This is a genomic window from Solitalea lacus (assembly GCF_022014595.1).
Lineage (GTDB): Bacteria > Bacteroidota > Bacteroidia > Sphingobacteriales > Sphingobacteriaceae > Solitalea > Solitalea lacus.
In genome coordinates, this window is the sequence record NZ_CP091740.1 from 2,734,706 (window position 1) to 2,758,920 (window position 24,215).

The 24,215-nt window shown below is 37.7% G+C and carries 23 protein-coding genes and 1 tRNA gene; 12 read left to right on the forward strand and 12 right to left on the reverse strand.

The genetic code is table 11. The annotated features are described in order from the left end of the window. Positions 1-98: 98 nt before the first annotated feature. Positions 99-1,601, reverse strand: a complete 1,503-nt coding sequence (locus L2B55_RS11730; RefSeq protein ID WP_237845736.1) for a GH3 auxin-responsive promoter family protein — start codon at positions 1,599-1,601, stop codon at positions 99-101. A 204-nt stretch (positions 1,602-1,805) separates the two neighbouring features. On the opposite strand from L2B55_RS11730, the gene L2B55_RS11735 reads away from it, so the two are divergent. After that, entirely contained in the window at positions 1,806-2,291 is a 486-nt protein-coding gene (locus L2B55_RS11735; RefSeq protein WP_237845737.1) for a GyrI-like domain-containing protein, read from the forward strand. A 103-nt stretch (positions 2,292-2,394) separates the two neighbouring features. After that, a complete protein-coding gene (locus L2B55_RS11740; protein WP_237845739.1) occupies positions 2,395-3,444 on the forward strand; it encodes a DUF998 domain-containing protein in 1,050 nt (349 codons plus the stop codon). A 134-nt stretch (positions 3,445-3,578) separates the two neighbouring features. On the opposite strand, the gene L2B55_RS11745 is transcribed toward L2B55_RS11740, so the two are convergent. After that, positions 3,579-5,213, reverse strand: coding sequence for an ABC-F family ATP-binding cassette domain-containing protein (locus L2B55_RS11745; protein WP_237845741.1), 1,635 nt, complete (start codon positions 5,211-5,213; stop codon positions 3,579-3,581). 287 nt (positions 5,214-5,500) lie between these two features. Between L2B55_RS11745 and L2B55_RS11750 the strand changes: the two genes are divergently transcribed. Beyond that, positions 5,501-5,764: a DUF1254 domain-containing protein gene (locus tag L2B55_RS11750; protein ID WP_237845743.1), complete on the forward strand. Its 264-nt coding sequence runs from the start codon at positions 5,501-5,503 to the stop codon at positions 5,762-5,764. A gap of 74 nt (positions 5,765-5,838) precedes the next feature. On the opposite strand, the gene L2B55_RS11755 is transcribed toward L2B55_RS11750, so the two are convergent. Continuing rightward, a complete protein-coding gene (locus L2B55_RS11755) occupies positions 5,839-6,378 on the reverse strand; it encodes a superoxide dismutase (protein ID WP_237845746.1) in 540 nt (179 codons plus the stop codon). A gap of 280 nt (positions 6,379-6,658) precedes the next feature. Here L2B55_RS11755 and tnpA point away from each other — a divergent pair, with 280 nt between their 5' ends. Genes tnpA through tnpC form a run of 3 tightly spaced genes read left to right on the forward strand, consistent with a single transcriptional unit; the run spans position 6,659 to position 8,856 of the window. Further along, on the forward strand, positions 6,659-6,934 hold the full coding sequence (gene tnpA, locus L2B55_RS11760) for an IS66 family insertion sequence element accessory protein TnpA (RefSeq protein ID WP_237845749.1): 276 nt from the start codon (positions 6,659-6,661) through the stop codon (positions 6,932-6,934). Then, positions 6,934-7,263, forward strand: coding sequence for an IS66 family insertion sequence element accessory protein TnpB (gene tnpB, locus L2B55_RS11765; RefSeq protein ID WP_255696433.1), 330 nt, complete (start codon positions 6,934-6,936; stop codon positions 7,261-7,263). The genes tnpA and tnpB overlap by 1 nt, the downstream gene beginning before the upstream one ends. A 51-nt stretch (positions 7,264-7,314) precedes the next feature. Further along, positions 7,315-8,856, forward strand: a complete 1,542-nt coding sequence (gene tnpC, locus L2B55_RS11770; RefSeq protein ID WP_237845764.1) for an IS66 family transposase — start codon at positions 7,315-7,317, stop codon at positions 8,854-8,856. Here the strand turns inward: tnpC and L2B55_RS11775 are convergent. The 5 genes from L2B55_RS11775 to L2B55_RS11795 all read right to left on the reverse strand — a co-directional run bounded on the left by L2B55_RS11775 (position 8,834) and on the right by L2B55_RS11795 (position 11,769). Beyond that, positions 8,834-9,622, reverse strand: a complete 789-nt coding sequence (locus L2B55_RS11775) for a hypothetical protein (protein ID WP_237845768.1) — start codon at positions 9,620-9,622, stop codon at positions 8,834-8,836. The two genes, tnpC and L2B55_RS11775, sit on opposite strands and share 23 nt — an antisense overlap. 32 nt (positions 9,623-9,654) lie before the next feature. Beyond that, positions 9,655-9,903 (reverse strand): hypothetical protein, encoded by a 249-nt coding sequence (locus tag L2B55_RS11780; RefSeq protein ID WP_237845770.1) that lies wholly within the window; start codon positions 9,901-9,903, stop codon positions 9,655-9,657. Positions 9,904-9,986: 83 nt separating this feature from the next. After that, the gene (locus L2B55_RS11785) at positions 9,987-10,634 is read right to left on the reverse strand and encodes a hypothetical protein (RefSeq protein ID WP_237845773.1); all 648 of its coding nucleotides are present in this window, start codon (positions 10,632-10,634) and stop codon (positions 9,987-9,989) included. After that, positions 10,634-11,434 (reverse strand): lipid II flippase Amj family protein, encoded by an 801-nt coding sequence (locus L2B55_RS11790; RefSeq protein WP_237845776.1) that lies wholly within the window; start codon positions 11,432-11,434, stop codon positions 10,634-10,636. The genes L2B55_RS11785 and L2B55_RS11790 overlap by 1 nt, the downstream gene beginning before the upstream one ends. Before the next feature lie 261 nt (positions 11,435-11,695). Then, positions 11,696-11,769 (reverse strand) — tRNA-Arg (locus L2B55_RS11795). A gap of 594 nt (positions 11,770-12,363) precedes the next feature. On the opposite strand from L2B55_RS11795, the gene L2B55_RS11800 reads away from it, so the two are divergent. Next, positions 12,364-14,556, forward strand: coding sequence for a glutamine synthetase III family protein (locus L2B55_RS11800; protein ID WP_237845779.1), 2,193 nt, complete (start codon positions 12,364-12,366; stop codon positions 14,554-14,556). Positions 14,557-14,760: 204 nt separating this feature from the next. Here L2B55_RS11800 and L2B55_RS11805 read toward each other — a convergent pair whose 3' ends face one another. After that, the gene (locus L2B55_RS11805; protein ID WP_237845781.1) at positions 14,761-15,999 is read right to left on the reverse strand and encodes an IS1380 family transposase; all 1,239 of its coding nucleotides are present in this window, start codon (positions 15,997-15,999) and stop codon (positions 14,761-14,763) included. A 111-nt stretch (positions 16,000-16,110) separates the two neighbouring features. Here L2B55_RS11805 and L2B55_RS11810 point away from each other — a divergent pair, with 111 nt between their 5' ends. Continuing rightward, positions 16,111-16,563, forward strand: a complete 453-nt coding sequence (locus L2B55_RS11810; protein WP_237845783.1) for a GNAT family N-acetyltransferase — start codon at positions 16,111-16,113, stop codon at positions 16,561-16,563. Between the two features lie 52 nt (positions 16,564-16,615). On the opposite strand, the gene L2B55_RS11815 is transcribed toward L2B55_RS11810, so the two are convergent. Beyond that, complete coding sequence (locus L2B55_RS11815) at positions 16,616-16,912, reverse strand: Dabb family protein (RefSeq protein WP_237845784.1); 297 nt, start codon at positions 16,910-16,912, stop codon at positions 16,616-16,618. 488 nt (positions 16,913-17,400) lie between these two features. Here L2B55_RS11815 and L2B55_RS11820 point away from each other — a divergent pair, with 488 nt between their 5' ends. Continuing rightward, positions 17,401-17,850, forward strand: coding sequence for a hypothetical protein (locus L2B55_RS11820; RefSeq protein WP_237845785.1), 450 nt, complete (start codon positions 17,401-17,403; stop codon positions 17,848-17,850). A 135-nt stretch (positions 17,851-17,985) separates the two neighbouring features. Here the strand turns inward: L2B55_RS11820 and L2B55_RS11825 are convergent, their stop codons facing one another. Next, the gene (locus tag L2B55_RS11825) at positions 17,986-18,645 is read right to left on the reverse strand and encodes an alpha/beta hydrolase family protein (protein WP_237845790.1); all 660 of its coding nucleotides are present in this window, start codon (positions 18,643-18,645) and stop codon (positions 17,986-17,988) included. A 372-nt stretch (positions 18,646-19,017) separates the two neighbouring features. Here L2B55_RS11825 and L2B55_RS11830 point away from each other — a divergent pair, with 372 nt between their 5' ends. The 3 genes from L2B55_RS11830 to L2B55_RS11840 are packed head-to-tail and all read left to right on the forward strand — an operon-like array spanning position 19,018 to position 23,105. Beyond that, on the forward strand, positions 19,018-19,326 hold the full coding sequence (locus L2B55_RS11830) for a hypothetical protein (RefSeq protein WP_237845792.1): 309 nt from the start codon (positions 19,018-19,020) through the stop codon (positions 19,324-19,326). Positions 19,327-19,380: 54 nt separating this feature from the next. After that, a complete protein-coding gene (locus tag L2B55_RS11835) occupies positions 19,381-20,871 on the forward strand; it encodes an IS1634 family transposase (RefSeq protein WP_237845796.1) in 1,491 nt (496 codons plus the stop codon). A gap of 29 nt (positions 20,872-20,900) precedes the next feature. After that, positions 20,901-23,105 carry a bifunctional YncE family protein/alkaline phosphatase family protein gene (locus L2B55_RS11840; RefSeq protein WP_338092183.1) on the forward strand — a complete coding sequence of 735 codons (2,205 nt, stop codon included), beginning with the start codon at positions 20,901-20,903 and terminating at the stop codon, positions 23,103-23,105. Positions 23,106-23,389: 284 nt separating this feature from the next. Here L2B55_RS11840 and L2B55_RS11845 read toward each other — a convergent pair whose 3' ends face one another. Beyond that, positions 23,390-24,058: a hypothetical protein gene (locus L2B55_RS11845; protein ID WP_237845806.1), complete on the reverse strand. Its 669-nt coding sequence runs from the start codon at positions 24,056-24,058 to the stop codon at positions 23,390-23,392. Between the last annotated feature and the right edge of the window lie 157 nt (positions 24,059-24,215).

Below are 24,215 nucleotides of genomic sequence, written 5' to 3' on the forward strand. Positions count from 1 at the left end.
CTCAAAATTAGTCCCAGAGTTACAAAAAGTTTCAGAAAAATTTATTTCCTAAATGCAAAACTGACTTAATTCAATTATAATTTTACAATTTACTATCCTCAACCGATAAATTCACGTTGCAATTCATCGGCAATCTTCCTATCATTAGACAACCTTGGCATTTTATTTTGCCCGCCCAGTTTCCCTTTAGAACGCATATAATTTATGAAAGAATCTTTTTGCATTTTCCTGATTTTAAGTGGCTGTAATACATTCCCTTCTATCAAATCAAAGTAATATACGTTTTTTTGCTGCATCAGCTTATCAACCTTTGACCTAAATTGCTCTATGTCTTTAGGCTGATGTGAACCAAACTCTACAAACCACTCATGAAATGGCAATCCACCTTCAGGGTCATTCACTTGCGGCGCAACTGTAAATTCAACCACATCAACACCTTCTTCTTTAGCAACAGTCATTAATGCGTATTCTACTTCTTCACCAATTACATGTTCTCCAAAGGCAGAAATAAAATGTTTTATACGTCCGGTTACGATAATTCTATATGGATTTTTGGATACAAATTTAACTGTATCACCAATACTATATCCCCACAAGCCTGCATTAGTATTTAAAATGATAGCATAATTCTTATCCAGCTCTATTTCATTCAACCAAATGCGAGAAGGATTTTCATTAAAATATTCGTCTACCGGGATAAACTCATAAAAAATACCGGCATCAACATTTAATAATAAGCCATTAGATTTTTGAGAATCCTGAAAAGCGATAAATCCTTCAGAAGCAGGGTAAGTTTCAATTGAATCAACCTTTTTACCAATGCTTTTCTCCAATTTGGCCCTGTAGGGTTCAAAATTTACACCTCCGTAAACAAATAAATTAAAGTTGGGAAAGATATCCTTTACCGGTTTTCCTGTTTTGGCAGATAAACGGTCAAAATACATCTGCACCCAAGGTGGAATCCCCGAAATAAGTGTCATATTCTCGTTCACGGTTTCTTCCACAATAGCATCTACTTTTTCCTCCCAATCTTCAATACAGTTGGTTTCCCAAGATGGCATACGATTGCGCTGCAAATATTGCGGAACATAGTGAGCTGATATACCGGACAAACGACCAACTTGAATGCCATTCTTTTCCTCCATTTCTGGACTGCCCTGCAAAAAAATTATTTTACCATTTACAAACCGGGCATTACCTGTTTCGGCTATATACATTAGCAATGCATTGCGAGCAGCATTTACATGCTCAGGCATGGATTCTTTAGAAATAGGTATATACTTAACTCCAGAAGTAGTTCCTGAAGTTTTTGCAAAGTACAAAGGTTTACCAGGCCATAGAATATTTCTATCCCCATGAACCACTTTATCTATATAAGGCTTTAACAACTCATAATCACCAATGGGAACCCGTTTTTTAAAGTCCTCATAGGTTTTAATTGATGAAAACTGATGATCCAGACCATAAAGAGTTTCTTTTGCATCAGTCAATAGTTTATGAAACCATTTTTCCTGCAATGCAACAGCCTGCATGTTCCATTTACGGATTTTCTTTGCCGTATACCAGGCAAGCGGTTTACTTAATAAGGATTTCAGACCCATAAGCGGCAAATATAGAGGTTATACAAGAAGTTGGGAAACTACGACAACTATTTAATCTGGCAGTATTTTAGTATTAATTATAAATCAAACCTAACTCAGACAGCTTACAATTAATTACTGAACATTATAATTAAGTAATTGGATATTTTTGAAACTTATAGAAATCAAAATAGATTATTGTACCTTTTTATAACTCTTAATTAAATGCAACAACCACCAAGAATTGAGACTTTAAAACCTAAAAAATTAATTGGCAAACGGCTGACAATGTGCTTAGCTGAAAATAGGACCTTTGAACTTTGGAGTAGTTTTATGCCTTTAAGAAAGACTATTCAAAACCAGCTTGGTTCTAACTTATATTCCATGCAGGTATATGAACCTGGCTTAGACTTCAACCTATTTGATCTTCAAACAACATTTGAAAAATGGGCAGCTGTTGAAGTTTCAGATTTCAATTCAGTTCCGGCTTCAATGGAAACTTATGAGCTACAGGGAGGATTATATGCAGTGTTTATTCATAAAGGACCACCAAGTGCTTTTCAAGCAACTTTTCAGTATATTTTTAAAGAATGGCTCCCCAATTCGGGATATATGGTGGATACACGCGAGCATTTTGAACTTTTGGGAGATAAATACCGCAATAATCAACCTGATTCGGAAGAAGAAGTTTGGGTTCCAATTCGAAGATAAAAGCCTAAATAATCTGAATATGAATGTTAGTATTTTCCAATACCGTTACCTAATCAGTTAGCCGCCACTATTTGGAATTGTATTAAAACCATATGCCAAGACAATGAAAAAGGTTAACAAAACTACACAAGTGGAGATTCAATCGAAATGGCAACAAATTATTCTCTTAATCATTCTTGGTTATGAAGCAGCCGGGGCGTTATTAGGGGGCATCCTTTTGATTGCTGGCCCTGATGGCCACCTCATGGACATGCCTGTTGGCATAATGAATGGCGTATTTCGTAATTTCCTGGTTCCCGGCATTATTCTATTGGGATTGGGAATACTAAATTCTTTTGCCTTTGTATCCGTAATTCACAGGGCAACTGCAGATTGGTTTATGTCGGGATTTGCTTTGGGGGGATTGTTTATCTGGTTCGTTGTTGAAATTATTATTCTGCAAGAGCTGCATTGGTTGCATGCCATGTGGGGCATACCAGTGTTATTGGGTTGGATGGTGGCCATCCCACTAATTGCTTCACGTAATGCGACAGGGCCAAAAGCTTTACTCATTTGTGGGATTCTTTCTTCCATTTGGTATATCGCCATAAATATATATGTGCCATTGAAATATGAGGGATACAATATGGCATCTTATACAGTAAGTGAACTATCTGCAATAGGTGCCCCTACAAGAGTGTTATGGGTATTACTATGCCTATTATATTCACTGCTATTTGCTGCTTTTGGCTGGGGTGTTTTGCAAGTAGCAAAAGAGAACTACCATTTGCGACTGGTGGGGTATTTAATTCTTGCTTACTGCATCTTCGGTTTTTATTGGCCTCCTATGCACATGCGTGGCAATGAACCGAATTTGAGCGACACATTGCACATCGTTTGGGCTATTGTAACAAATATCTTTATGTGGCTCTTTATGGGTTTTGGAGCAGCAACTTTAGGCAAGCAATTCCGCATCTATACTATCATCTCCATAATTCTTCATATTATTTTTGGCATCCTTACCTTTTCGGAAGCTCCAAACATTGCAATTAATAGTCCTACACCAATGATTGGAAATTGGGAACGCATCAATATTGGTATCTTTATGATTTGGGTAATTATGTTGGCGATTGTTCTACTTCGAAGGGAGAATCGATTAGTTGAAAAAATATAATAGCCACTAAACGAATAAATGTTGCCTACGCAACAAACCAAGCAGGTTGAGATATCTGACGGTCATAGACCTCTGTATTATTTGTAGTCCGAAGATATGTTCCGCTTCTTCGGACTACAGGGAGTAAATACCTTCTAGTTTTGTTCAATTTCCTTTAAACTATCCATTTTCTTGTAGGCTAAGAATCCTTTGATGTCTTCAAAGTGTTCTCGGACGCGTTTATTACCAAACTCGAATACTTTGTTTACTAACCCATCCAAGAAATCCCTATCATGGGATACCAAAATCAGAGTTCCATCAAAATCCTTCAAAGCGTCCTTGATAATGTCCTTAGTCTTCATGTCCAAATGGTTCGTTGGCTCATCCAGAATCAACACATTTACTGGTTCCAACAGCAATTTAATCATTGCCAGACGCGTTTTCTCGCCACCAGAAAGTACTTTAACTTTTTTTGTGGTATCATCGCCACTAAACATAAAGGCACCCAAAAGGTCTTTGATCTTTATCGTCCCATCGCTTAACGGAATCTGATCAATGGTTTCGAATACAGTTAAGTTCTCATCCAGCAAGGCAGCCTGATTTTGGGCAAAGTACCCAATCTTGGCATTATGTCCTACTTTTAATCCACCTTCAAAATCAATCTCGCCCATAATTGCTTTAATCATGGTCGACTTACCTTCACCATTTTTACCTACAAAAGCTATTTTCTCACCTCGTTCAATCACCATCGATGCTTTTTCAAATACGGTATGATCTCCATAAGTTTTGGTCAGTTCTTCTACCATTACCGGATATTGCCCAGAACGTGGTGATGGTGGAAACTTCAATCGCAATGCCGAAGTATCCACTTCATCGATTTGAATAACCTCGAGCTTTTCGAGCATCTTTACACGCGATTGCACCTGCAAAGTTTTGGAATAAGTCCCCCTAAATCGGTCTATAAATTCTTGGTTATCTGCTATAAATCGTTGTTGCTCCTCATAAGCTTTCAATTGGTGTACCCGACGCTCAGCACGCAACTGGAGGTAATGGCTATATTTAGCTTTGTAATCATATATTCTACCCATAGTAACCTCAATGGTACGATTGGTAATGTTATCAACAAAGGCACGATCGTGCGAAATCACCATAACCGCCTTTGCCGAGTTGATCAAAAAATCTTCCAACCATTGTATACTTTCGATATCCATGTGGTTGGTAGGCTCATCAAGTAAGATGAGATCAGGTTTTTTTAACAGAATTTTGGCCAACTCGATACGCATGCGCCATCCACCCGAAAACTCTGAGGTTTGGCGGGTAAAGTCCTTACGATCGAAGCCTAAGCCTTTTAGCACCTTTTCTACCTCAGCTTCATAATTAGTCTCTTCGATCGAATAAAATTTCTCGCTCAATTCCGACATGCGTTCGATCAACTTCATATAATCATCACTTTCGTAATCGGTCCGAATAGTAAGTTGCTCATTCACCTCATCAAGCTCTTTTTGCATCTGGTTTACCTCTTCGAAGGCTTTCATAGTTTCTTCAAAAACGGTAACATTATCCTGAGTAAGCAAATGCTGTGGCAAATATGCTATTACTGCGTCTTTTGGACCGGTTACGTTACCCGAAGTAGGCTTAGCCGCATTTGCAATAATCTTTAGGATAGTTGACTTGCCTGCGCCATTCTTACCCATCAGGGCAATCTTATCATTCTCGTTTATCGAAAAGGTTACGTCGCTAAACAAGGTGGTTCCGCCAAATGAAACGGATATGTTATTTACATTAATCACAATACAGGAATATTAAAAATTGCGGCAAAGATATAGGAAAGACATCGGATTATGGTGAGAGAAATAGTAGACTTAATTAATTCTCATGGATTTGAAATAAGTTTTATAATGTTTTTAATTAAAAAGAATTTAAAATTATTTAGCATTTACCACTGCCATTAAATTTTACTCATAATATAATTGTAAGAGAAAAAATCATCTTTATTTATTCTCCTGTTAATTTTCATTTCCTGTTACGTTTCTGCACAAACAGCATCTCCCTTAGTGCAAAAATTATATAATGGCGAATGGCCTTCAAAGGTGAAATTCAAAAAAACTATGATGAGTTTTTGGAACAACGAGCTATTGAAGCCTATATGCTTGCTTTGTCCGCATTGAATGTGATTGGCATGCGCGATGGATCTGAAGCAACTTTTGGAAAAGGTTATAATGTATTACCTATTTGGAAAGATCGAATGAATGCAAAAACTCTTGTTCCAACTCCAAATTGCGATGTAATTTATTCAATGAACTATTTGAATTTAAAAGAAACCGGTCCATTAGCTTTTTAGTACACCTATCAGTTGTGCATTTATAAAATCATTAGGAAGATTCATTGCAAACGAGCACGAGATTGAACTGAGATTTATGAAAGTTTCAATGCAATATCAAGACGTTGAGCCACAATACCCCAATTAATGATGTTAAAAAGATTGTCGACAAAATCATTGCGCTTGTTTTTGAATTTCAGGTAATAAGCATGCTCCCACACATCGATCACTAGTAACGGAATAACGCCCCATTGAGTTAATTTTTCATGATTTTCACATTGAAGTAATGTGAGTTTATCTGTGTAGGGTTGATAACCTAAAATTCCCCATCCGTTTCCATCTACATCTTTAGAAATTTTAGAGAGATAGCCTTTTAATTTATCATAGCTGCCAAAATCTCTTTCTATTCGTTTTAACAAATTCCCTGTAGGATCATTTTTTTTATTGGTGAGATTTGTCCAAAAGATGCTGTGAAGAATGTGGCTGGAAAGATGGTAAGAAAGCTTTTTAGTCCAATAGTCCACTGTTTCAAGATTACCAGTTTGAAGTGCGGCTTGTATCTGCTGTAGATCTTTGTTTGCACCCTTTACTGCTCCTCCGTGGTGAAAGGTATAATGCATGCAGCGTTTCTTCATCCATATAGGGTTCTAAGAAGTTCTGATTATAAGGAAGCGGAATTTGAATAAAATTTCCATCCTTGTCGGTGAGTTTGTCAATGCCGTTTTGCAGAAAATTAGCTGAAAAAACTGAATTATTGGGGAGTACCGAAGTTCCACCAAGCAAAAAAGACGAAGTAATAAATCCTTTTCGGTTCATATAATAAACGATTTAAAATAAGTGCCAATAATTGAATATATGTAAGCACCCGACCAACCCCATCTTTACAGTTTCCTCCTGGTATCTTTTCTTTGTTGGATGAAAAAAATAGAGCAAATGCGCCTAGCCGTGCAGCAATGGAAAGAAAGCGGGTTAACCCAGCAAGCTTATTGTGAAATGATCGGGGTAAAGCGAACTACGTTTGCCAACTGGGTGGCACGATGTAAAGCAAGGACTGAAACAGGTTTTATTGCCATCACTCCCCCAACTGAAGCGGTCTCAGCAACCCTTGAGATCATCTATCCTAATGGCGTACGGCTTAACGCAAGTTCCGCTCCTGTGCATCTCCTTGCTGAACTGATCCGCCTCTACTGATGTTTAGCCTGAACTCTTCTCATCGGTATTTGCTGTACCAGGGACACTGCGATATGCGCAAATCATTCGACGGCTTGTGTGGCTTGGTTGCTTCGGAGCTCAAGGGGAATGCTACCAGTGGGGACGTCTTCGTCTTTCTAAACCGGCAGCGCACCCATATCAAGCTGCTGCATTGGGAACACGGAGGCTTTGTGTTGTACTATAAGCGCCTGGAAGAGGGGACCTTCCCGGCATCGTCCAAAGGGCAGCTGAGCTGGGCGGATCTGGTGCTGATGATCGAAGGGGTCGAGGTGCAAAAGAGTCGACAGTTACGCCGCTACCAAGTATAAAAAAGTGCCTTTTTATTTGCCCAAATGCGGTTTTTTGCTTATTTTCACGTCATGGATATGGCACTGGAAAACCTCTCAAAAGAGAACCTGATTGCTCTTTTGAAGGAGAAAGATACCTCCATTGAAAGGAGAGATGCCGCCATTGAATCCTACCAAAAAATCAACTCTTCCCTTCAGGAAGAGGTCGACTACCTTAAACAGCAGGTTGAGCTTTTCAAGCGAATGCAATTCGGTCAGAAGCGTGAACGCTTCGAAGGCGATCCCGCACAAGGTGTGTTGCCATTTGAAGCTCCGGCAGAAGAAGTGGCCCTTCAGGAAGAAACCATCAAAGAACAGATTACCTATACCCGTAAAAGACAGTCTGCCCATAAAGGCCGCGCCGCCCTTCCGGCTCATTTACCGGTAGAGGAAGTGGAGATCTATCCCCAGGGTGATCTGTCGGAAATGGTATGCATCGGCAAAGAAGTTACTGAAGAGCTGGAGTGTGAACCTGCCCGGTTCTTCATCCGCCGTTATATCCGCTATAAATATGCTGCCAAAAGCGGTGAAGGGGTCACCACCGGAGAGCTTCCCGAACGAGTAATCGACAAGGGCATTCCGGGCGCAGGCCTGCTGGCCATGATCCTGACCGATAAATATGTGGATCACTTGCCGCTGTACCGACAAAAGCAGCGGTTTGCCCGGGAAAACATCCCCATTGCCTCCTCTACGCTCGAAGGCTGGGTCAAACAAGGGCTGGAACGACTCGAACCGCTCTTTGAGCAACTCAAGTTCGACATCAAAGCCAAGGGTTATTTGCAGGTCGATGAAACGACCATCAAGGTGCTAGAAAGTGATAAGAAAGGAGCTTGTCACCTGGGCTGGTATTGGGTGTATCATGCTCCACTGGACGGACTGGTCCTGATGGACTATCAGCCTACTCGCGGTGCAGTAGCTACCAAAGAAATGCTGGCGCACTTTAAGGGGTATCTCCAAAGTGATGGCTACGGCGTATACGAAAAAATAGGCCAGCGGCCCGAGGTCATCCCGGTAGCCTGCTGGGCGCATGCCCGAAGGGAATTTGAACGGGCACTGGAAAACGATAAGGTCAGGGCCGCTAAAGCACTCGAGTTGATCCAGCAGCTCTACGCGGTGGAGCGCAAAGCTAAAGAAGCACAGCTGCCGGCCGATCAACGCAAGCAATTACGTCTGGATGAAGCACTTCCGGTACTCAACGAGCTCGGTAAATGGATCTTCGCCGAGGTAAAAAACACCTTGCCCAAAAGCCAGATTGGAAAGGCGATGCGCTATGCCATGGCACGATGGGATAAGCTCAGCGTGTATCTCCAGGATGGCAGCCTGCAGATCGACAATAATGCCATCGAGAATGCCATACGCCCCATCGCTTTGGGACGCAAAAACTTTTTGTTTGCAGGAACGCATGAGGCTGCTGCGCGGGCGGGGATGATCTATTCGTTCTTTGCCATCTGCAAGAAAAATGAGGTCAATCCTTTCGGGTGGTTAAAATACGCACTGGAAAACATCATGACCATCAACCACAAGAATATCCGGGACCTCTATCCCCAGAACTTTAAGAAATTAACTGAACTTTAAAAGACGGGGTTCGTCGGGCGGATACATTTTTACTGTTATTCGCAAATTTTGAAACAACTATCCGATATAGCCCCCTATCTTCAATAAAATATTTATTGTGATCATAATCAACAAACTTTCCATTTACTAAAAATAAAGCAGCGGTGTCGCCTAAATGAGTGTACTTAGCCTTTAAATCATTTAGAGATAAACCCTTTGTTAAATCAATTTCTCTATTTTTTGACATTAAAGTAGTTCCCCCTTTGTAATCCGTAACAACTTCAGGTTGGATTCTATTATACTCATAGGTTGCTTTTAAAGTTGTATGAATATCATTTCCTATGCCCATCAGATGGATATTCACAACGCGTAAGTTGTTGTTATTTGCAAATTTTTTAACAACTATTTGACATAAACCACTTTCTTCAAGAAAATATTTATTATAATCTTCATCAATAAACTTTCCATTTATTAAAATGATGGCGGTGGTGTCCCCTAAATGTGTGTACTTAGCCTTTATATCATTTAGAGATAAAACTTTTGTAAAATCAGGTGCACCTTTAGACGATAAAGAAACCATCTCTTTGCCATTCATATTAAATGTATAATGGATTTTATTATAATCATAAATTGTTTTCAAGGTTGTATCGGAATCATATTTTCCTGTCCATCCCATAGCAATACGACCTGCCCGACCTGCCTCCTTTCCGTTCTTATATATAATTTGCCCAAAAATTGTAGAGCTAGTTAATAGTCCTAAAAGCATTAAGATGAGTAGACGCTTCATATTATTTTAATTATTAATTCTCCTTTTCTGTATTAATTAGATGTCGTTTCTGATTTTTGCTCTCCATCTATATTGTCTAGCTCTGGTGTCGCCATTATTCTTGACATAAACCAAATTGTCCCTTTACCTTTCCATTGTCTTGTCGCCCAAATGATGCCCACAATTAGTCCAACTGTCGCAACTATGATTCCTATAAATAGTCTTGTTGTTGTCGGGTCAGAGAAATAAATAGTTGCTCCAATTGCAAGTCCAATTAAAAGTGGGGAAGCAACAATTTGCAACCATCCGATTCCTTCTGTTATGAATTCGAACACTCAAAAAATTCCCCTGTCAGAATTTTCTATGTCTTTCTTCAATTTTGTCATTATTTTATATTCAAATTCAATTTTACACTCACCGTATCAGCAGTTTGAAGCGGTTTATCTAAGAATAAAAGCTGCTTTATCAAAGAATAATTATCTTTAAAACAATTGGTTTTACCATTTGAAAACACAAAAACTGATTGGGGATTTCCTATAAAATACATATGCGTAATTTGAATTATATCTTTAGTTTTAGGATTAAAGTAAAAACCAAAAATATCGCTATCATCTTCTGATACGTTGCTATTTTCATATACTCCCTGTAATTCAAAATCTAAAATCTTTTCTGGCATATAATTAATTTGATCTCTACCTGTAAGCTTATGATTAGAATATCGAACAGTATACGTTATATCATTTGAATTCGAATTTTTGTCTTGGCGAATTAATGATTTATGCTCATTATCAAAAATGAAATCAATATTTAAGTTGGTATTCTGAAATCTGTGGATGCTATCTTTAATACTTTTCTTAATATATCCGTAACCGCTAATAATATTCACTTTTTCTAGATCCATTCGATCCTTTTTGAATGAAGTAGGTGAATTACAAGAAATAGTAGTAATGAAAATAAGCAAAAACGTCGCAAAAAATTTCACGCGTGGATTAAAAAAATTAAGAATTAATGTTTCAACTAGCATTGTTTTCATTATAAATATGAGGCTGCCCACGCAAGAAATTTAGCACTAGGTAAAAAAATCAATTGAGCCAAAATTGTACCCAAAAAACGAGCTATTGTCATATAGACAATTTGCTTTCTAAAAGTTGATTCCGAACATTTACCCAAAGTAACATCGTCAGTCATGGCCGATAAATTGGGATCAATAAAAGCAAACATTAATATAGTAGCAAAACCATTTATAAACGCAGATAAATTACTTGCAGTAGATCGATAATCGGGATTTAAATAAGAGGCATAAACCGCAGATAAAACTCCAATGGTTAAGATAGCTATGGCCACGATATTAAGAAAGAACATCCTCCAGGGAAACTCTTCATTCAACTTTATTAGAGAAACATTTTCTCTCGCTGGTAAGGTTAAATTGTCCTTAAAATATAGTATGCCTCCTTTAGAAAATCCATGCAAAACCAATTTAGACATGGATTTATGTACGCTGAAATTAATTACTGCTTTAGCCAATACTCTTTGAAAAGTTGGTATAAGGAATGCACCTGCAAGTGTAGCCAAACTGCAAGAAAAAATAATTAACCGAAAGGTGACGATATTGTCAAATACTCCATGTTTGATGTCCATTTCTACCGTCTTGGCTAAAAGGGGAGCCTGAAATCCATTCGCAGTTCTTGAAACTAAAACTAGAATGTTAAATAATGCAAAGGAAATTGCTATTCGGCCAGTTCTAATGCCAACAATTCTAACAGAGTAGGAAAGGGTGGTGATGAGATTAATTAAAAATGTCAGAATAAGAACTACTATTACTTGAGTTGTCATCAGTTATGTAGATGTTATGTGTCGTCACTGTCAAAGATAGATTCTTTTTCAGATTTTAGAGGTCCTTAATTGGTGGCTGCTAACGTTCCGGCGCTTGACGCAGGTGCGAAGAAAACTCCGTTCCATTGTCCAGCGTTACGAAAGTAATTTAACCTAGTGGAATTGTAAGTTGCACCTCGCTCACGCTTGTGTTCAGTCGTCGTTCCAAAGCAAAAACCCCTGTAAGCTATTGACCTACAGGGGTTTTATATAGTTTTTCAGTACACCCATCAGGATTCGAACCTGAGACCGACGGTTTAGAAAACCGTTGCTCTATCCAGCTGAGCTATGGGTGCAGCTTTCTTAAAAGCGAGTGCAAATAAAGTAAATAATCCTAATATATACAAACTCCAAAATCGCCCTGTTTTGCTATCTTACTATATTTCAGAAACAAAGATTTAAATTAATTTTAATTCGTGATTAATCATTGCACTCTTTAATTAATCTTTAGGCTATATTTCATTCATAAAACTTTCCATTATAAAACAATAATTACCTAAAAAACATTTAAGACTATTATTGATTTACACCAAAACAAAATAAAGTTTTATGATAACATTTACAATAGAATCACCATCTTATTTTTGTCATTTTAAAAACATTTAATAGAGATTACAAACAATTATTCAATATATTTAAAACATAGCACAAAATTTGCTCAATAAAAATAGTTCATTATTGAAAAAATGAGCAGTTTTATAAAACACCAAAAAACCACAATAATTAAGACAAAAAATTCATTTTTAAATATTTTTACCTGCACAAATCAGCAAAAAATTAATTTTTCACGAGAAAAAACAGAATTTTTTAAAAAATTGCTTGTAAAAACAAATCAATAAAGTACTTTTGCTCCTAAACAACACAAAAAATTAACTTTAAACTTAAAAAGAATGTCGCTACTTCGTTTTAAAGCTTTAGAAGCTGCCATGAACAGACCGGTTGTTAAAGTGGTTACTCCTTCAACCAAAATCTCCGATTTTTACGGTTCGAATGTTTTTGATAAAGCTAAAATGAAAGAATTCCTTTCAAAAGAGGCTTATCAAAGTGTTATGAGTTCTATTGAACTTGGCATTCCTGTTGACCGTACCATGGCAGAGCAAATTGCTGCCGGCTTAAAATCATGGTCTATGGGTAGGGGAGTTACACACTATACTCACTGGTTTCAACCATTAACCGGTACTACAGCTGAAAAACACGATTCATTCTTTGAGCCAACTTCTGACGGCAAAGCAATTGAGAAATTTAGTGGCGACGCATTAGTTCAACAAGAACCTGATGCTTCTTCATTCCCTAACGGTGGTATCCGTTCAACTTTTGAAGCTCGCGGTTACACAGCTTGGGACCCATCTTCACCAGCATTTATTATGGAAAGCGGTTCAGGTTTAACTTTATGTATTCCTACCGTTTTCGTTTCTTATACAGGCGAAGCACTTGACTTTAAAGCTCCTTTATTAAAAGCTTTAGCAGCTTTAGACAAAGCAGCTACTGCTGTTTGTCAATACTTCGACAAATCAGTTACCAAGGTTAATGCTTCATTAGGTATTGAGCAAGAGTACTTTGTTGTTGACGAAGACTTATTCTTTGCTCGTCCTGACTTAGTTGCAACTGGTCGTACTTTATTTGGTCATGAGTCAGCTCGTAACCAACAATTAGAAGACCACTATTTCGGTTCAATCCCTGAGCGCGTTTACGCATTCATGTTAGATTTCGAAACTGAAGCTTTAAAATTAGGTATTCCATTAAAAACCCGTCACAACGAGGTTGCTCCTGGTCAGTTTGAGTGTGCACCTATTTATGAGGAAATCAACTTAGCGATTGACCACAATCAATTGTTAATGGACTTGATGGATAAAGTTTCTCGTCGTCATAAATTAAGAGTTTTATTACACGAAAAACCATTTGCAGGAGTAAACGGTTCAGGTAAACACAATAACTGGTCGTTAATTACTAATACAGGTAAAAACTTATTATCACCTGGTAAAACGCCTAAAAACAACCTTATTTTCTTAACATTCTTTGTTAATACCATTAAGGCCGTTTACAATCACGCTGATTTATTACGTTCATCAATTGCTTCTGTTAATAACGATCACCGTTTAGGTGCTAACGAAGCTCCTCCAGCAATTATCTCTATCTTCTTAGGTGAGCAATTAAACGAAGTATTGGATGAGATCGAATCATCACATGTTGTTAACCGTAAGAAAAAAGATCTTTCAGGTGCTTTAGGTCTGAACATTCCTAAAATTCCTCAAATTTTATTAGATAACACCGATCGTAACCGTACTTCACCTTTTGCCTTTACTGGTAATAAATTTGAGTTCCGTGCGGTAGGATCATCAGCAAACTCTGCTAACCCAATGACAGTTTTAAATGCTATCGTTGCAGAGCAGTTAAACATCTTCAAACAAGACGTTGATAAGCTGGTTAAAAAAGGAGAGAAGAAAGATGTAGCATTGATGAAAATTATTCGTCAATACATCAAAGAATCTAAAAACATTCGTTTTGAAGGTAATGGTTACAGCGATGAGTGGGCTCAAGAGGCAGAAACTCGTGGCTTATCAAACATCAAAACTACCCCTAAAGCGTTAGATGTATTAACTGATGAGAAAACTGTTGAACTGTTCGAAAAACAAAACATTTTCACAGAGCGCGAGTTACATGCACGCCACGAAATCTTCTTAGAAAACTATACTAAGAAATTGCAAATTGAGGCTCGTTTAATGGGTGACTTAGTTACCAGCCAGATCATCCCTGCTTCATTGAACTATCAAACCAGATTGATTGATAACGTTAAAGGTTTGAAAGAATTAGGCTTAAACGGTGCATTGTCTTCAAGCCAGATGGAAATTATCACAGAAATTTCTGAGCGTGTATCAACCATTAAGAAAGCTGTTTACGAAATGATTGAAGAACGTAAAAAAGCTAACGTATTGGCTGACGCTCGTGAGATGGCAATTGCTTATGATGAGAAAGTTAAGTCTTATTTCGAAACAATTCGTTACCACGTTGATAAGCTTGAACTTATTGTTGATGATGCTCAGTGGCCTTTACCTAAGTTCCGTGAGTTGTTATTCATCAAGTAATATGTGGTGTATTAGCGATATAAATTAATTTTTAAGGTCCTTGTCGGTTAAAACCGGCAAGGATTTTTTTATTTAACCCAAAAAAGTCATTAGGGATTTAAGTTTTTGTCAAGTCAAATGTTTTATTACAATTCCATAGGCCGGTAAACCATTCTCTTCGTTTCATGGCCAGCGACAGTTTTAGGATTTTCTGGCTGCCGTTTTTTACCATATACCCGCCAATGGCAAACACCTTGTAGCGTAATGTTTCAGGCGTTGTTCTACTTGGGTATTAAGCACGACCTGCCTGAAAAGGCTGATGAAGTTATAGGCCATCATCACCCAGTTCAGGGCCGCTTCGGTGGCATCAAAGTTTTTAAGATTGAAGCTGTCTGCCCCAAAATCGTATTTCAGTTCTTTGATCTGGTTTTCGCAATTGGCCCTTTGCCGGTACAGATTCCACACCTGAAGTGCCGGCAGGGTTAAATCGGTGACAAAACAACTGTAGCGGTAATTTTTATAAATGCCCTCGTCTTCAAATAGTTTCAGCGTTTTGCCCGTTGCACAGGGGCGTTCACTGATTTGCTGGCGGACCATGACCAGCCTTCTGGGTTGATCCCACAGGGGACTTTGATAAGTGCTTTCGGCCACTTCGATACCAGCAGTAACTTTTACCCACAGGTGTTGTGCGGCGAGTTTTTGTTGGATCGGTTTGTACTGCCGGGCGGCAATGATGTAGTTGCCCACTTGTGGACTTTGCTCCAGATACTCAAATACTTCTTTACCGTAAAATCCACTGTCGGCCCTGAATAAGCCTATTTTTTTACCGTTTAGTTTTTCTATCGTATCGGCTAAAAAGCCCTGAAAATTATTGCTCGTATAGCTGTCGCCGCTTCGCAGCCAAAAGTTGGCGACCATTTTTGTTTCCTCTATAAAGGCGATTAAAGGATGATGACTGTTGCGGCCTGGCTTAAGGGGGTTGTATCCTTTTTTACTACCCTGTTGCCCGCCGTATCGGGTAAGGATGGTGGAGTCGACATCCAGCGTGTAATTATCATACTGCAGATTGCCAAAAAACCATTGGTATAAAGGGGTGAAGATCTGCTGGTTGGTGGCCAGGGTATGTTTATTAAAAAAGCGCTGGATGGCTTTACTGCCTGCCATTTGTTTGAAACCCCAGCATTGTTTCATGACCGCATCATGGCGCGTTACCTCGCAATGTTCAAACTTGTTGGCCCCACACCATATACTGGTCATAAACTGTTGGATGAGTTGATGCGGAGAATACCCCCGGTTTGACCCTGGGGCAGGCAATGGCAACTGATCCAATGCAGCTTCAAAATCCATCCTGTCCAACATTTTTTTCATCAAAATAATACCCGACCAAGGAGTTATTTCTTTGTCTGTAAAGTCAATTTTCAGGTCCAAGTTCAAATAAGGTTTACTTACTGCAATTTCCTCCAATTTACATTGGTATAAAACCAATAGTTATCAACAAGTTAACACTCTTAATTTCTAATGGCGGTCATTAGAAATTGAGGCTAATGACTTTTTTGGGTTTAAGGCACATTTAACATGAAAATTATCCGCACCAATTCCGAAAATCCTGACTTTATTGCTTTGGTAAAGCTTCTCGATATAGATTTAGTTGAACGATATGGCGAAAAACAAGCCTTTTTCTCTCAGTTTAACAAACTGGATTCTATAAAAAACTCTGTTGTTGTTTATCATGACGATGAATTGGTTGCCTGTGGAGCATTTAAAGAATATATTGATCAACCTAACACTGTTGAAATAAAACGTATGTACGTAAGTCCGGCATACAGGAACCAGGGAATAGCAAAATTAATTTTGAATGAACTTGAAAAATGGGCCAAAGAGCTGAATTTCGAACATTTAATCCTTGAAACAGGCAATAAACAGCCCGAAGCAATTCGGTTGTATGAAAAGTATGGATTTAACTATATTCCAAATTATGGGCAATATATAGGGGTAGAGGAAAGCCTATGCATGCAAAAAAAGATTTGACATAAAGCAGGAAGGTCGATTTTAACTAATCAACCTTCCTGCTTTATTAAGCTTATTGTGCGTCGTAAATCACAACTTTATCGAATAAACCTCTAAACTCGTCTAAAAACGCTTTGTGCACCGGGTGGACCTGGTACACATCATGCCCAGCCAAATCATCAAAAGAAAGCAATAAAGAAAAAGTATAAGTTGTATCTACCACCGCTCTTTCAATAGGAGCAGGGGTACCAATATGGATTGATTTTACAGTTTCAATGGCTTTCACCGATTCCAATCCTTTTCTAAAAGAGGCTTTTTGTTCAGCTGTTGTATCAGCCTTGAGCCAAAATAATACGTGGTGACTTAACATGATAATATATTGAAATTTGATTTTAATAATGCATAATAGTAAGCGCAGTTATCCAATTGCAAATAACACTAACACATCTGGATATTTATTTCAGAAGATAAGAGGGGAGAAGTTATTTTTCACTTAAATCCATCCAAGTAAATAGGCCAACCCAAATATTATGATTATTGAGATGACAAAAATCTTGACGAAAGAACCGCTAAATTCTTTTCCTATTAAAAAATTGCCGCCGCCACGCGATTCACGTTCTTCTGACGAATGTCTCATTATTGTAGAGTTAGAAAATTAAGCCTGAATGTACAAATTCTCTTATAAAACACAGAAAATATAGGGTTGTTTTATTTTCTAATACAATAGTGTTATATATCTATAAATCAATTCTTATAAGTTTTTAATAACTATTAGTTAATTTATTTAAAAATAAAATTATATTTATATTTTAAAAGAACAATTATTATATTAGATAACATTTTGATACTAAGATGTTTTTGAATAAAAAAGATTTGTTTTTCCTGCTTAAACCAATTACCATGGTAGCTTGTATTTATTTAATATTAGTTCTATTGATTACCCTATTTAAGTGGCCTCGAGATAAGTCTACAGAGGTGGCTTTTAAACGGCGAATGTTAACAAATGGTTCATGGGAAGGGGCGTATATTATGCAAAAGCATAAAAAAGTAAACGATAAGGTTTGCCTCGTAGATTCTTTAGTTGAAAATGTCCATTTTAACTTTTTTAATTCAGGTTTTTTTGGCAATCCAAACGAAAAATTTTGGTTCTTTAAGGTTAATAGATATTCTTTTTATAACAACAATTCAATCCTACTTAGTGGTCAATCTTATTGGAATATAGAAAAATTAGATAATGATAGCTTGATTCTATCTTTTGGTCTTTATTATGATTATGGAATTAAGTTCAAGTTAAAAAAGGTCAAATAAGCAAGCAAAAATTAGAGTTCTGATTAATTAAATTTACGAGAAAACGCACTTTCAATCACTTAATTATCACATAATTATTTCAATACTAAGTTTTAATTGTATTAAAAAAGTGTTTGGAAAGTTCCCAGAGATAAACTAACTGTTTAGCCTCAGATTTATCCAATTGTAAGTTTCTTTTTTTAAGATTGTGATGGTATCCGTTTTGCCAGCCTTAAATGCATGATTGGCCCCTTCAATTTCTACTAATGTAGCTAAAGGGAGTTTTGAACAAACAGAATCTATCAATTCCCAAGTTGCAAACTCATCTCGTGTCCCCTGAAGAAAAAGCATAGGAACTTTTACGTTTTTAAGATGCTCTGCACGATCAATAGATGGATTTCCTGGAGCGTGTAATGGAAACCCATAGAAAATTACCCCCTTTACATTTGTTTCAGATTGAATCGATAAATACTGAGAAGACATTCTTCCACCAAAGGATTTTCCAGATATAAAAAGTGGTAAGGAAGGAAACAATTCGATTGCCTTATTAATTGCTGCTTCTATGGTTTTATGGGCTACAACAGGTACATCGGGCCTTTTCTTTTTCTGTTCCATGTATGGAAAATTGAATCTCAATGTAACAATACCCTTCTCTGAAAGAGATTTCGCCAAAGCAACCATAAAGGGATGATTCATCCCGGCACCTGCACCATGAGCCATAGTTAATATGCAGTTACTTCTTTCAGGAATAAAGCACTCGGCAGATATTGAGCCAATATCCGAAGAAACTGGGATTGTTAGAGTCTGGGTATTCATAAGTAATCACTATAAAAATAATTATTTGATTTTTGTAAACTTGCTTTTTAAATGAAACAGTCGAGTTTCTTTAATAGTAGCATGGTAGTTCATAAGAGTTTTACAAAACCATTCAAAAAACAAAAAAAGTTTAAACTTAAACCAAGAATAATTTAATAAGCATGCTTTATAAATTCAAATTGGAAGATGATATTTCGATAAAGATTCCGTTATAGGTCGGTATTCAATATCTAATACAACCTCTTTGAAATATGTGATTTATTAAAACAACAAGTATACTGACCATAAAGGCTTTACAACATTTATTTAGTGCCCGTTAAAACAGCAATTCTATTTTTGACCTTTATTCATTCTTATACCTTTTAATTCCGAATGAAATTGAAAATTATTTACATTTTATTAGCAGTAATTCTAGGCATTAATTCCGCCCAATCGCAATCATTAGCACAGTTAGATTCTTCGCGGGTGCTTTTACCCAATGGTTGGGCATTAACACCTGTGGGTAAAAGTTTACAATTGGGCGATTTACCATTAAACATTGCTGTTTCGGCTAACAAAAAATTAATGGCCACTACCAATAATGGGCAGGGTCGTCAGTCTTTGCAATTAATTGATGTTAAGGGTTTCAAAACCCTTCCTGACTTGTCCTCCCTTGTCGCACTAAAACTAATTCACTTCTGAATATCAGTATTTTACAGTTTTGAAAACCGTAATTTGTCGCACTAAGCTTAAATTATGCTACGAATTCGAACTGTTACGACTGCCTCAGGAGCAAAGGCTGTTCAGGTAATTTATTATTATAAGCGAAAAAGGGTAGTCTACAAGCATATCGGTTCAGGAAGGTCAGAGGCGGAAGTCGAATCTCTTATGTTGGTCGCGCAGGATTTCATCGACAATTACACACCGAGCTTGCCGTTCAAGGAGGAAACAAAGTTTGACAATTTGATTTTCCTGGACAGAGCGCAGTTTTTAGGTGTACATTATACCTTTTTATATGAAGTACTTTCGAAAGTCGTCAACAAGGTCGGTCTATCCTATATCAAGAAACCACTATTGTTGGATCTTGTCATTATGCGGATCTTAGAGCCTGCTTCAAAATTGCGATCTATAGAGCTGATGGATACCTATTTTGGCATTCGTCATCGAAGGCAGAGCTTTTATAAGTCAGCCAGGGATTGGCTGGAGCTGAAGCAGGATGTCGAACAGATCGTTGTTGCCTTCGCAAAGAGCAGCTACGCGTTCAATTTCGAGCTGTTGTTCTATGATGTAACCACCTTGTATTTCGAGACTTTTGAGGAAGACGAGCTCAGGGAGAATGGCTTCTCTAAAGACAATAAATCACAACAACCCCAGATATTGGTTGCTTTGATGGTGACCAAAGAAGGCTTCCCTGTATCCTATGAGGTGTTCTCCGGCAGCACATTTGAGGGGCACACGATCCTTCCCGTCGTACAGAAGTTCATCCGCAAGCATGGCGTTGCCAATTTTACCATCGTCGCAGATGCGGCCATGATAAGTTCGGTCAATGTCCAGGCATTGGTCGAAAGTAATATCAATTATATCGTAGGTGCAAGACTGGGGAATCTTTCGAGTCCCTTGATCGAACAAATCGATCGCTCTCTCAAGAGAGAAGACGGCCATAGCATCAGGATAAAAACCGATAATGGATATCTGATATGCAGTTATTCGGCAGTACGATACAAAAAAGATAAGTACGAAATGGAAAAGCAGATACAGAAAGCAGAAACGATTATCCAGACTCCCTCAAAGGGTAAGAAGACAAAGTTTACCAAATCGAGAGGCGAAGTATTAGAACTCAACCGTACGCTGATCCAAAAAACGAAAAAATTGTTGGGAATAAAAGGGTATTACACTAATCTGGAAGAAAGTGTTGCTGACAACAATACGATAATAGGGCATTATCACGAACTGTACAGGATTGAACAGGCTTTTAGGATATCTAAAAGCGATCTTCAGACCAGACCAATTTTCCATTACAAAGAAGAGCCTATAAACCTTCACTTATTGGTCTGCTTCATGTCGCTAGTAGTATCCAAACATATTGAATTGTCAACCGAAGTATCTATAAAAAAGTTCGTAACCGAATTGAAAAAGATCACGGACGCCAGGATGGTGAATGGAATTACAGGGAAGGAAATACGCATTAGGGCCAAAATAACGCCGTTAATCGAAAAATTGGTGCAAAATCTAAAACTGCCGCACTAAAAGGGACAAGTCAGGAGGGTCGTCAGTCTTTGCAATTAATTGATGTTAAGGGTTTCAAAACCCTTGATGACATGACCATAGCAAAATCATGGTATGGACTAAAGTTTAGCAAAGACGGTAAACACCTTTACGCCTCAGCAGGCAACGATAACCAAATCTTGCGTTATGCCATCATCAATCAAAGGCTGGTAAATCCGGATACGATTTATTTGAGCCGCAATAAAAAGGAAAAAATATCTCCGGCAGGTTTTGATATAGATGAAGTAGCGGGAAGGCTTTTTGTGGTTACCAAAGAAAACAACAGTCTTTATGAACTTAATCTCCTTAGCAAAAAGGTTGAAAATAAAGTTAAACTAGCCTCAGAAGCTTATTCTTGCCTGCTTTCAGCCGATAAAAAAACACTATTTATTACCCTTTGGGGAGCTAAAAAAGTAGCCATATATAATATCGCTTTAAAAAACATTGAATCAACAATTGATGTAGGCGATCACCCCAATGAATTAATTCTGTCGAAAAACGGAAAGTTGTTGTATGTGGCCAATGCAAACGATAATTCAGTTTCAGTAATCGATGTAGCACAACGAAAGGTCATTGAAACATTAAATGCAGCCTTGTACCCTAATGCACCAAGCGGTTCAACCACTAATAGTCTGGCTTTAAGCAAAAATCAAAAAACACTGTATATTGCCAATGCCGACAATAATTGCATTGCAGTATTTGATGTAAGTGAACCAGGCAAGAGCTTATCGAAAGGATTTATTCCAGCAGGATGGTATCCAACCAATGTAAAGGTTATCGGCAAAAATATCTATGTCAGCAATGGAAAAGGCTTTAAGTCAATATCTAATCCGAATGGCCCAAATCCGCTAGGTAAAAAACAAACAGTAACCTCGCATTTAGGCGATTTGCAAAAAAAAGTGGAAGTGCAGTATATAGGTAATTTGTTTAAAGGAACATTAAGTAAGATTAAACAGCCTACACGTAAACAGCTCAATATTTATACGTCCGCAGTTTATAAAAATACACCATATAGCAAGGAAAGGGAATTGAATGCAGCGGGAGAGGAGGGTAATCCTATTCCTATGAAAGTGGGTTCTCCTTCTCCCATTAAGTACGTGTTTTACATTGTTAAAGAAAACAGAACTTTTGATCAAGTGTTAAGTGATGTTCCGGGAGCAAATGGAGATACTACTCTATTATTGTTTGGCGAGAAGTACACACCAAACCAACATGATTTCGCTAAGCGCTTTGTCTTGTTTGACAATTTTTATTGCGATGCAGAAGTAAGTGCAGATGGCCATAACTGGAGTTTAGGAGCCTATGCCACCGACTACCTTGAAAAAACCTGGCCCACAAGCTACGGTGGCCGAGGAGGATCATACGATGGTGAAGGATTTAGAACAATAGCCAATAATAAGGGTGGCTTTATTTGGGATAACTGCAAGCGCAATAATGTCAGCTACAGGACTTATGGCGAGTTTGCGGGTGTAAACAAACCCAATATAGAAATACTCCGCGGCCATTTATGCCCCAACTTCGATTGGACAATGAGTGTGAGGGATACCTCAAAATTTAGATTGTGGCAAAAGGATTTTGATTCATTGCTTGCGGTTAATGCTGTCCCACGTTTAAATACCATCCGCTTGGGAAACGATCATACCGAAGGAATGGCAGTAGGACGACCAACCCCTTACGCTCATGTAGCGGATAATGATTTAGCGGTAGGATTGCTGGTTGAACATTTAAGTAAAAGTCCGATTTGGAAAGAATCTTTAGTGATTATGCTTGAAGACGACGCCCAAAACGGCGCAGATCATGTAGATGCTCATAGAAGTACGCTTTATTTAGCTGGCCCTCACGTAAAAAAAGGTTTCATTGATCATACAATGTATTCAACTTCATCAGTATTACGAACTATTGAACTAATATTAGGCTTACCGCCAATGACCCAGTACGATGCGGCTGCGCCTTCCTTATGGCGTGCGTTTACAGCTAACCCTGATTTTTCAATGTATAGGCATATACCTTCCAATATCAATTTAAATGACAAAAACATAGCGCAGAGTGATGCTGCTAAAAAAAGCGCCTTTTTTGATTTCACCAAAGTGGATAATGTGTCTGATTTCTTGTTTAATGAGGTACTTTGGCAAGGCCTTAAGGGGAAACCTGCCCCGGCCCCAACTCACGCTGCTTTTATCTATATTGACAAGAAAAAGGAAAAGGATGAGGATTAAGAAGTAGTAGAAAGATTGAGATTTTTTTAGAAACAATGGAATTTTTCTGGCTACTATCGATATTAATTTCGTAATTAGGGTAATAAGGCTTTTAAATCACTAATTACGTCATCGCATCTAATTACCCAAGATATTTCCGAAAACAGAGTTGTTTCAATGGGGGATGCCCATTTTATCACTTTTAATATCGGGGATTGATAAGCTGAATATCTCTATAATTAATAAAAAAATTAAAACCGCTATGATAATTTCTTAGCGGTTTTTGTTGACTTTAAATTAACTATTTAATTTACCTCAGCCTTTTCATAACACTTTTTTACTTTATACTCAAAATAATAGATTCGATTGTTTAAATCAAGTACTGAGCCAGCCCAACCAGACCACTTGTCAAAAAACGCACAGTCATAAGGGTCATTCGAATTAACTTGAAACCCGTTCTCTTCAATGCCCAATACTGGAACTATGATCAAATTGTCAGCTTTTTTCATTTTATGGAGAGGCACTCTTACTGTATAACTCCTAAAAAAATCGCATGAAGTTAGATCGAATTCAACTGATGATTTAAAAGGAAATTCACTGAGGGTTAATGGAATTTCCCCTTTTTTAAAACTGCCGACATACAAAGTAACACTACTCAATCCTTTGTTCCATTCATTTACTAAAAAATTAACATACAAGTATTCTTTATCATTAAAAACTCTAACCTTGCCGATTACTTCAGGATTCTCATAGTCAGCAGCAGGCCCTCCTGTAGAAAGCAAATCTAATTCCTCAACGTTGCTGCAGACTCTGGCTTTTTTACATTCAATTTCAACCTTCTCTACATCTTGATGATTTAGTTTGTTTATTTGTGGTTGTTTTTGAAGCATTTCTTCAGAGTTTGAATTTTCACAACCCCACACGAATAGATTGATGCTTAAAAGACACAAAGCATAATTTTTTAAAGTTTTCATAAGACAAAAGTTTAAATAATTAAAATTGATTTTGATGATTCCGATACATTATATTTCCAGGTAATCATTATAGGCAATCCCGAGATTATGGTGGCAAAGGATGGTGATGTAGGTTTAGAACTAAAGATTTTTTTTCTCTAAAATGATGTTAATCTCA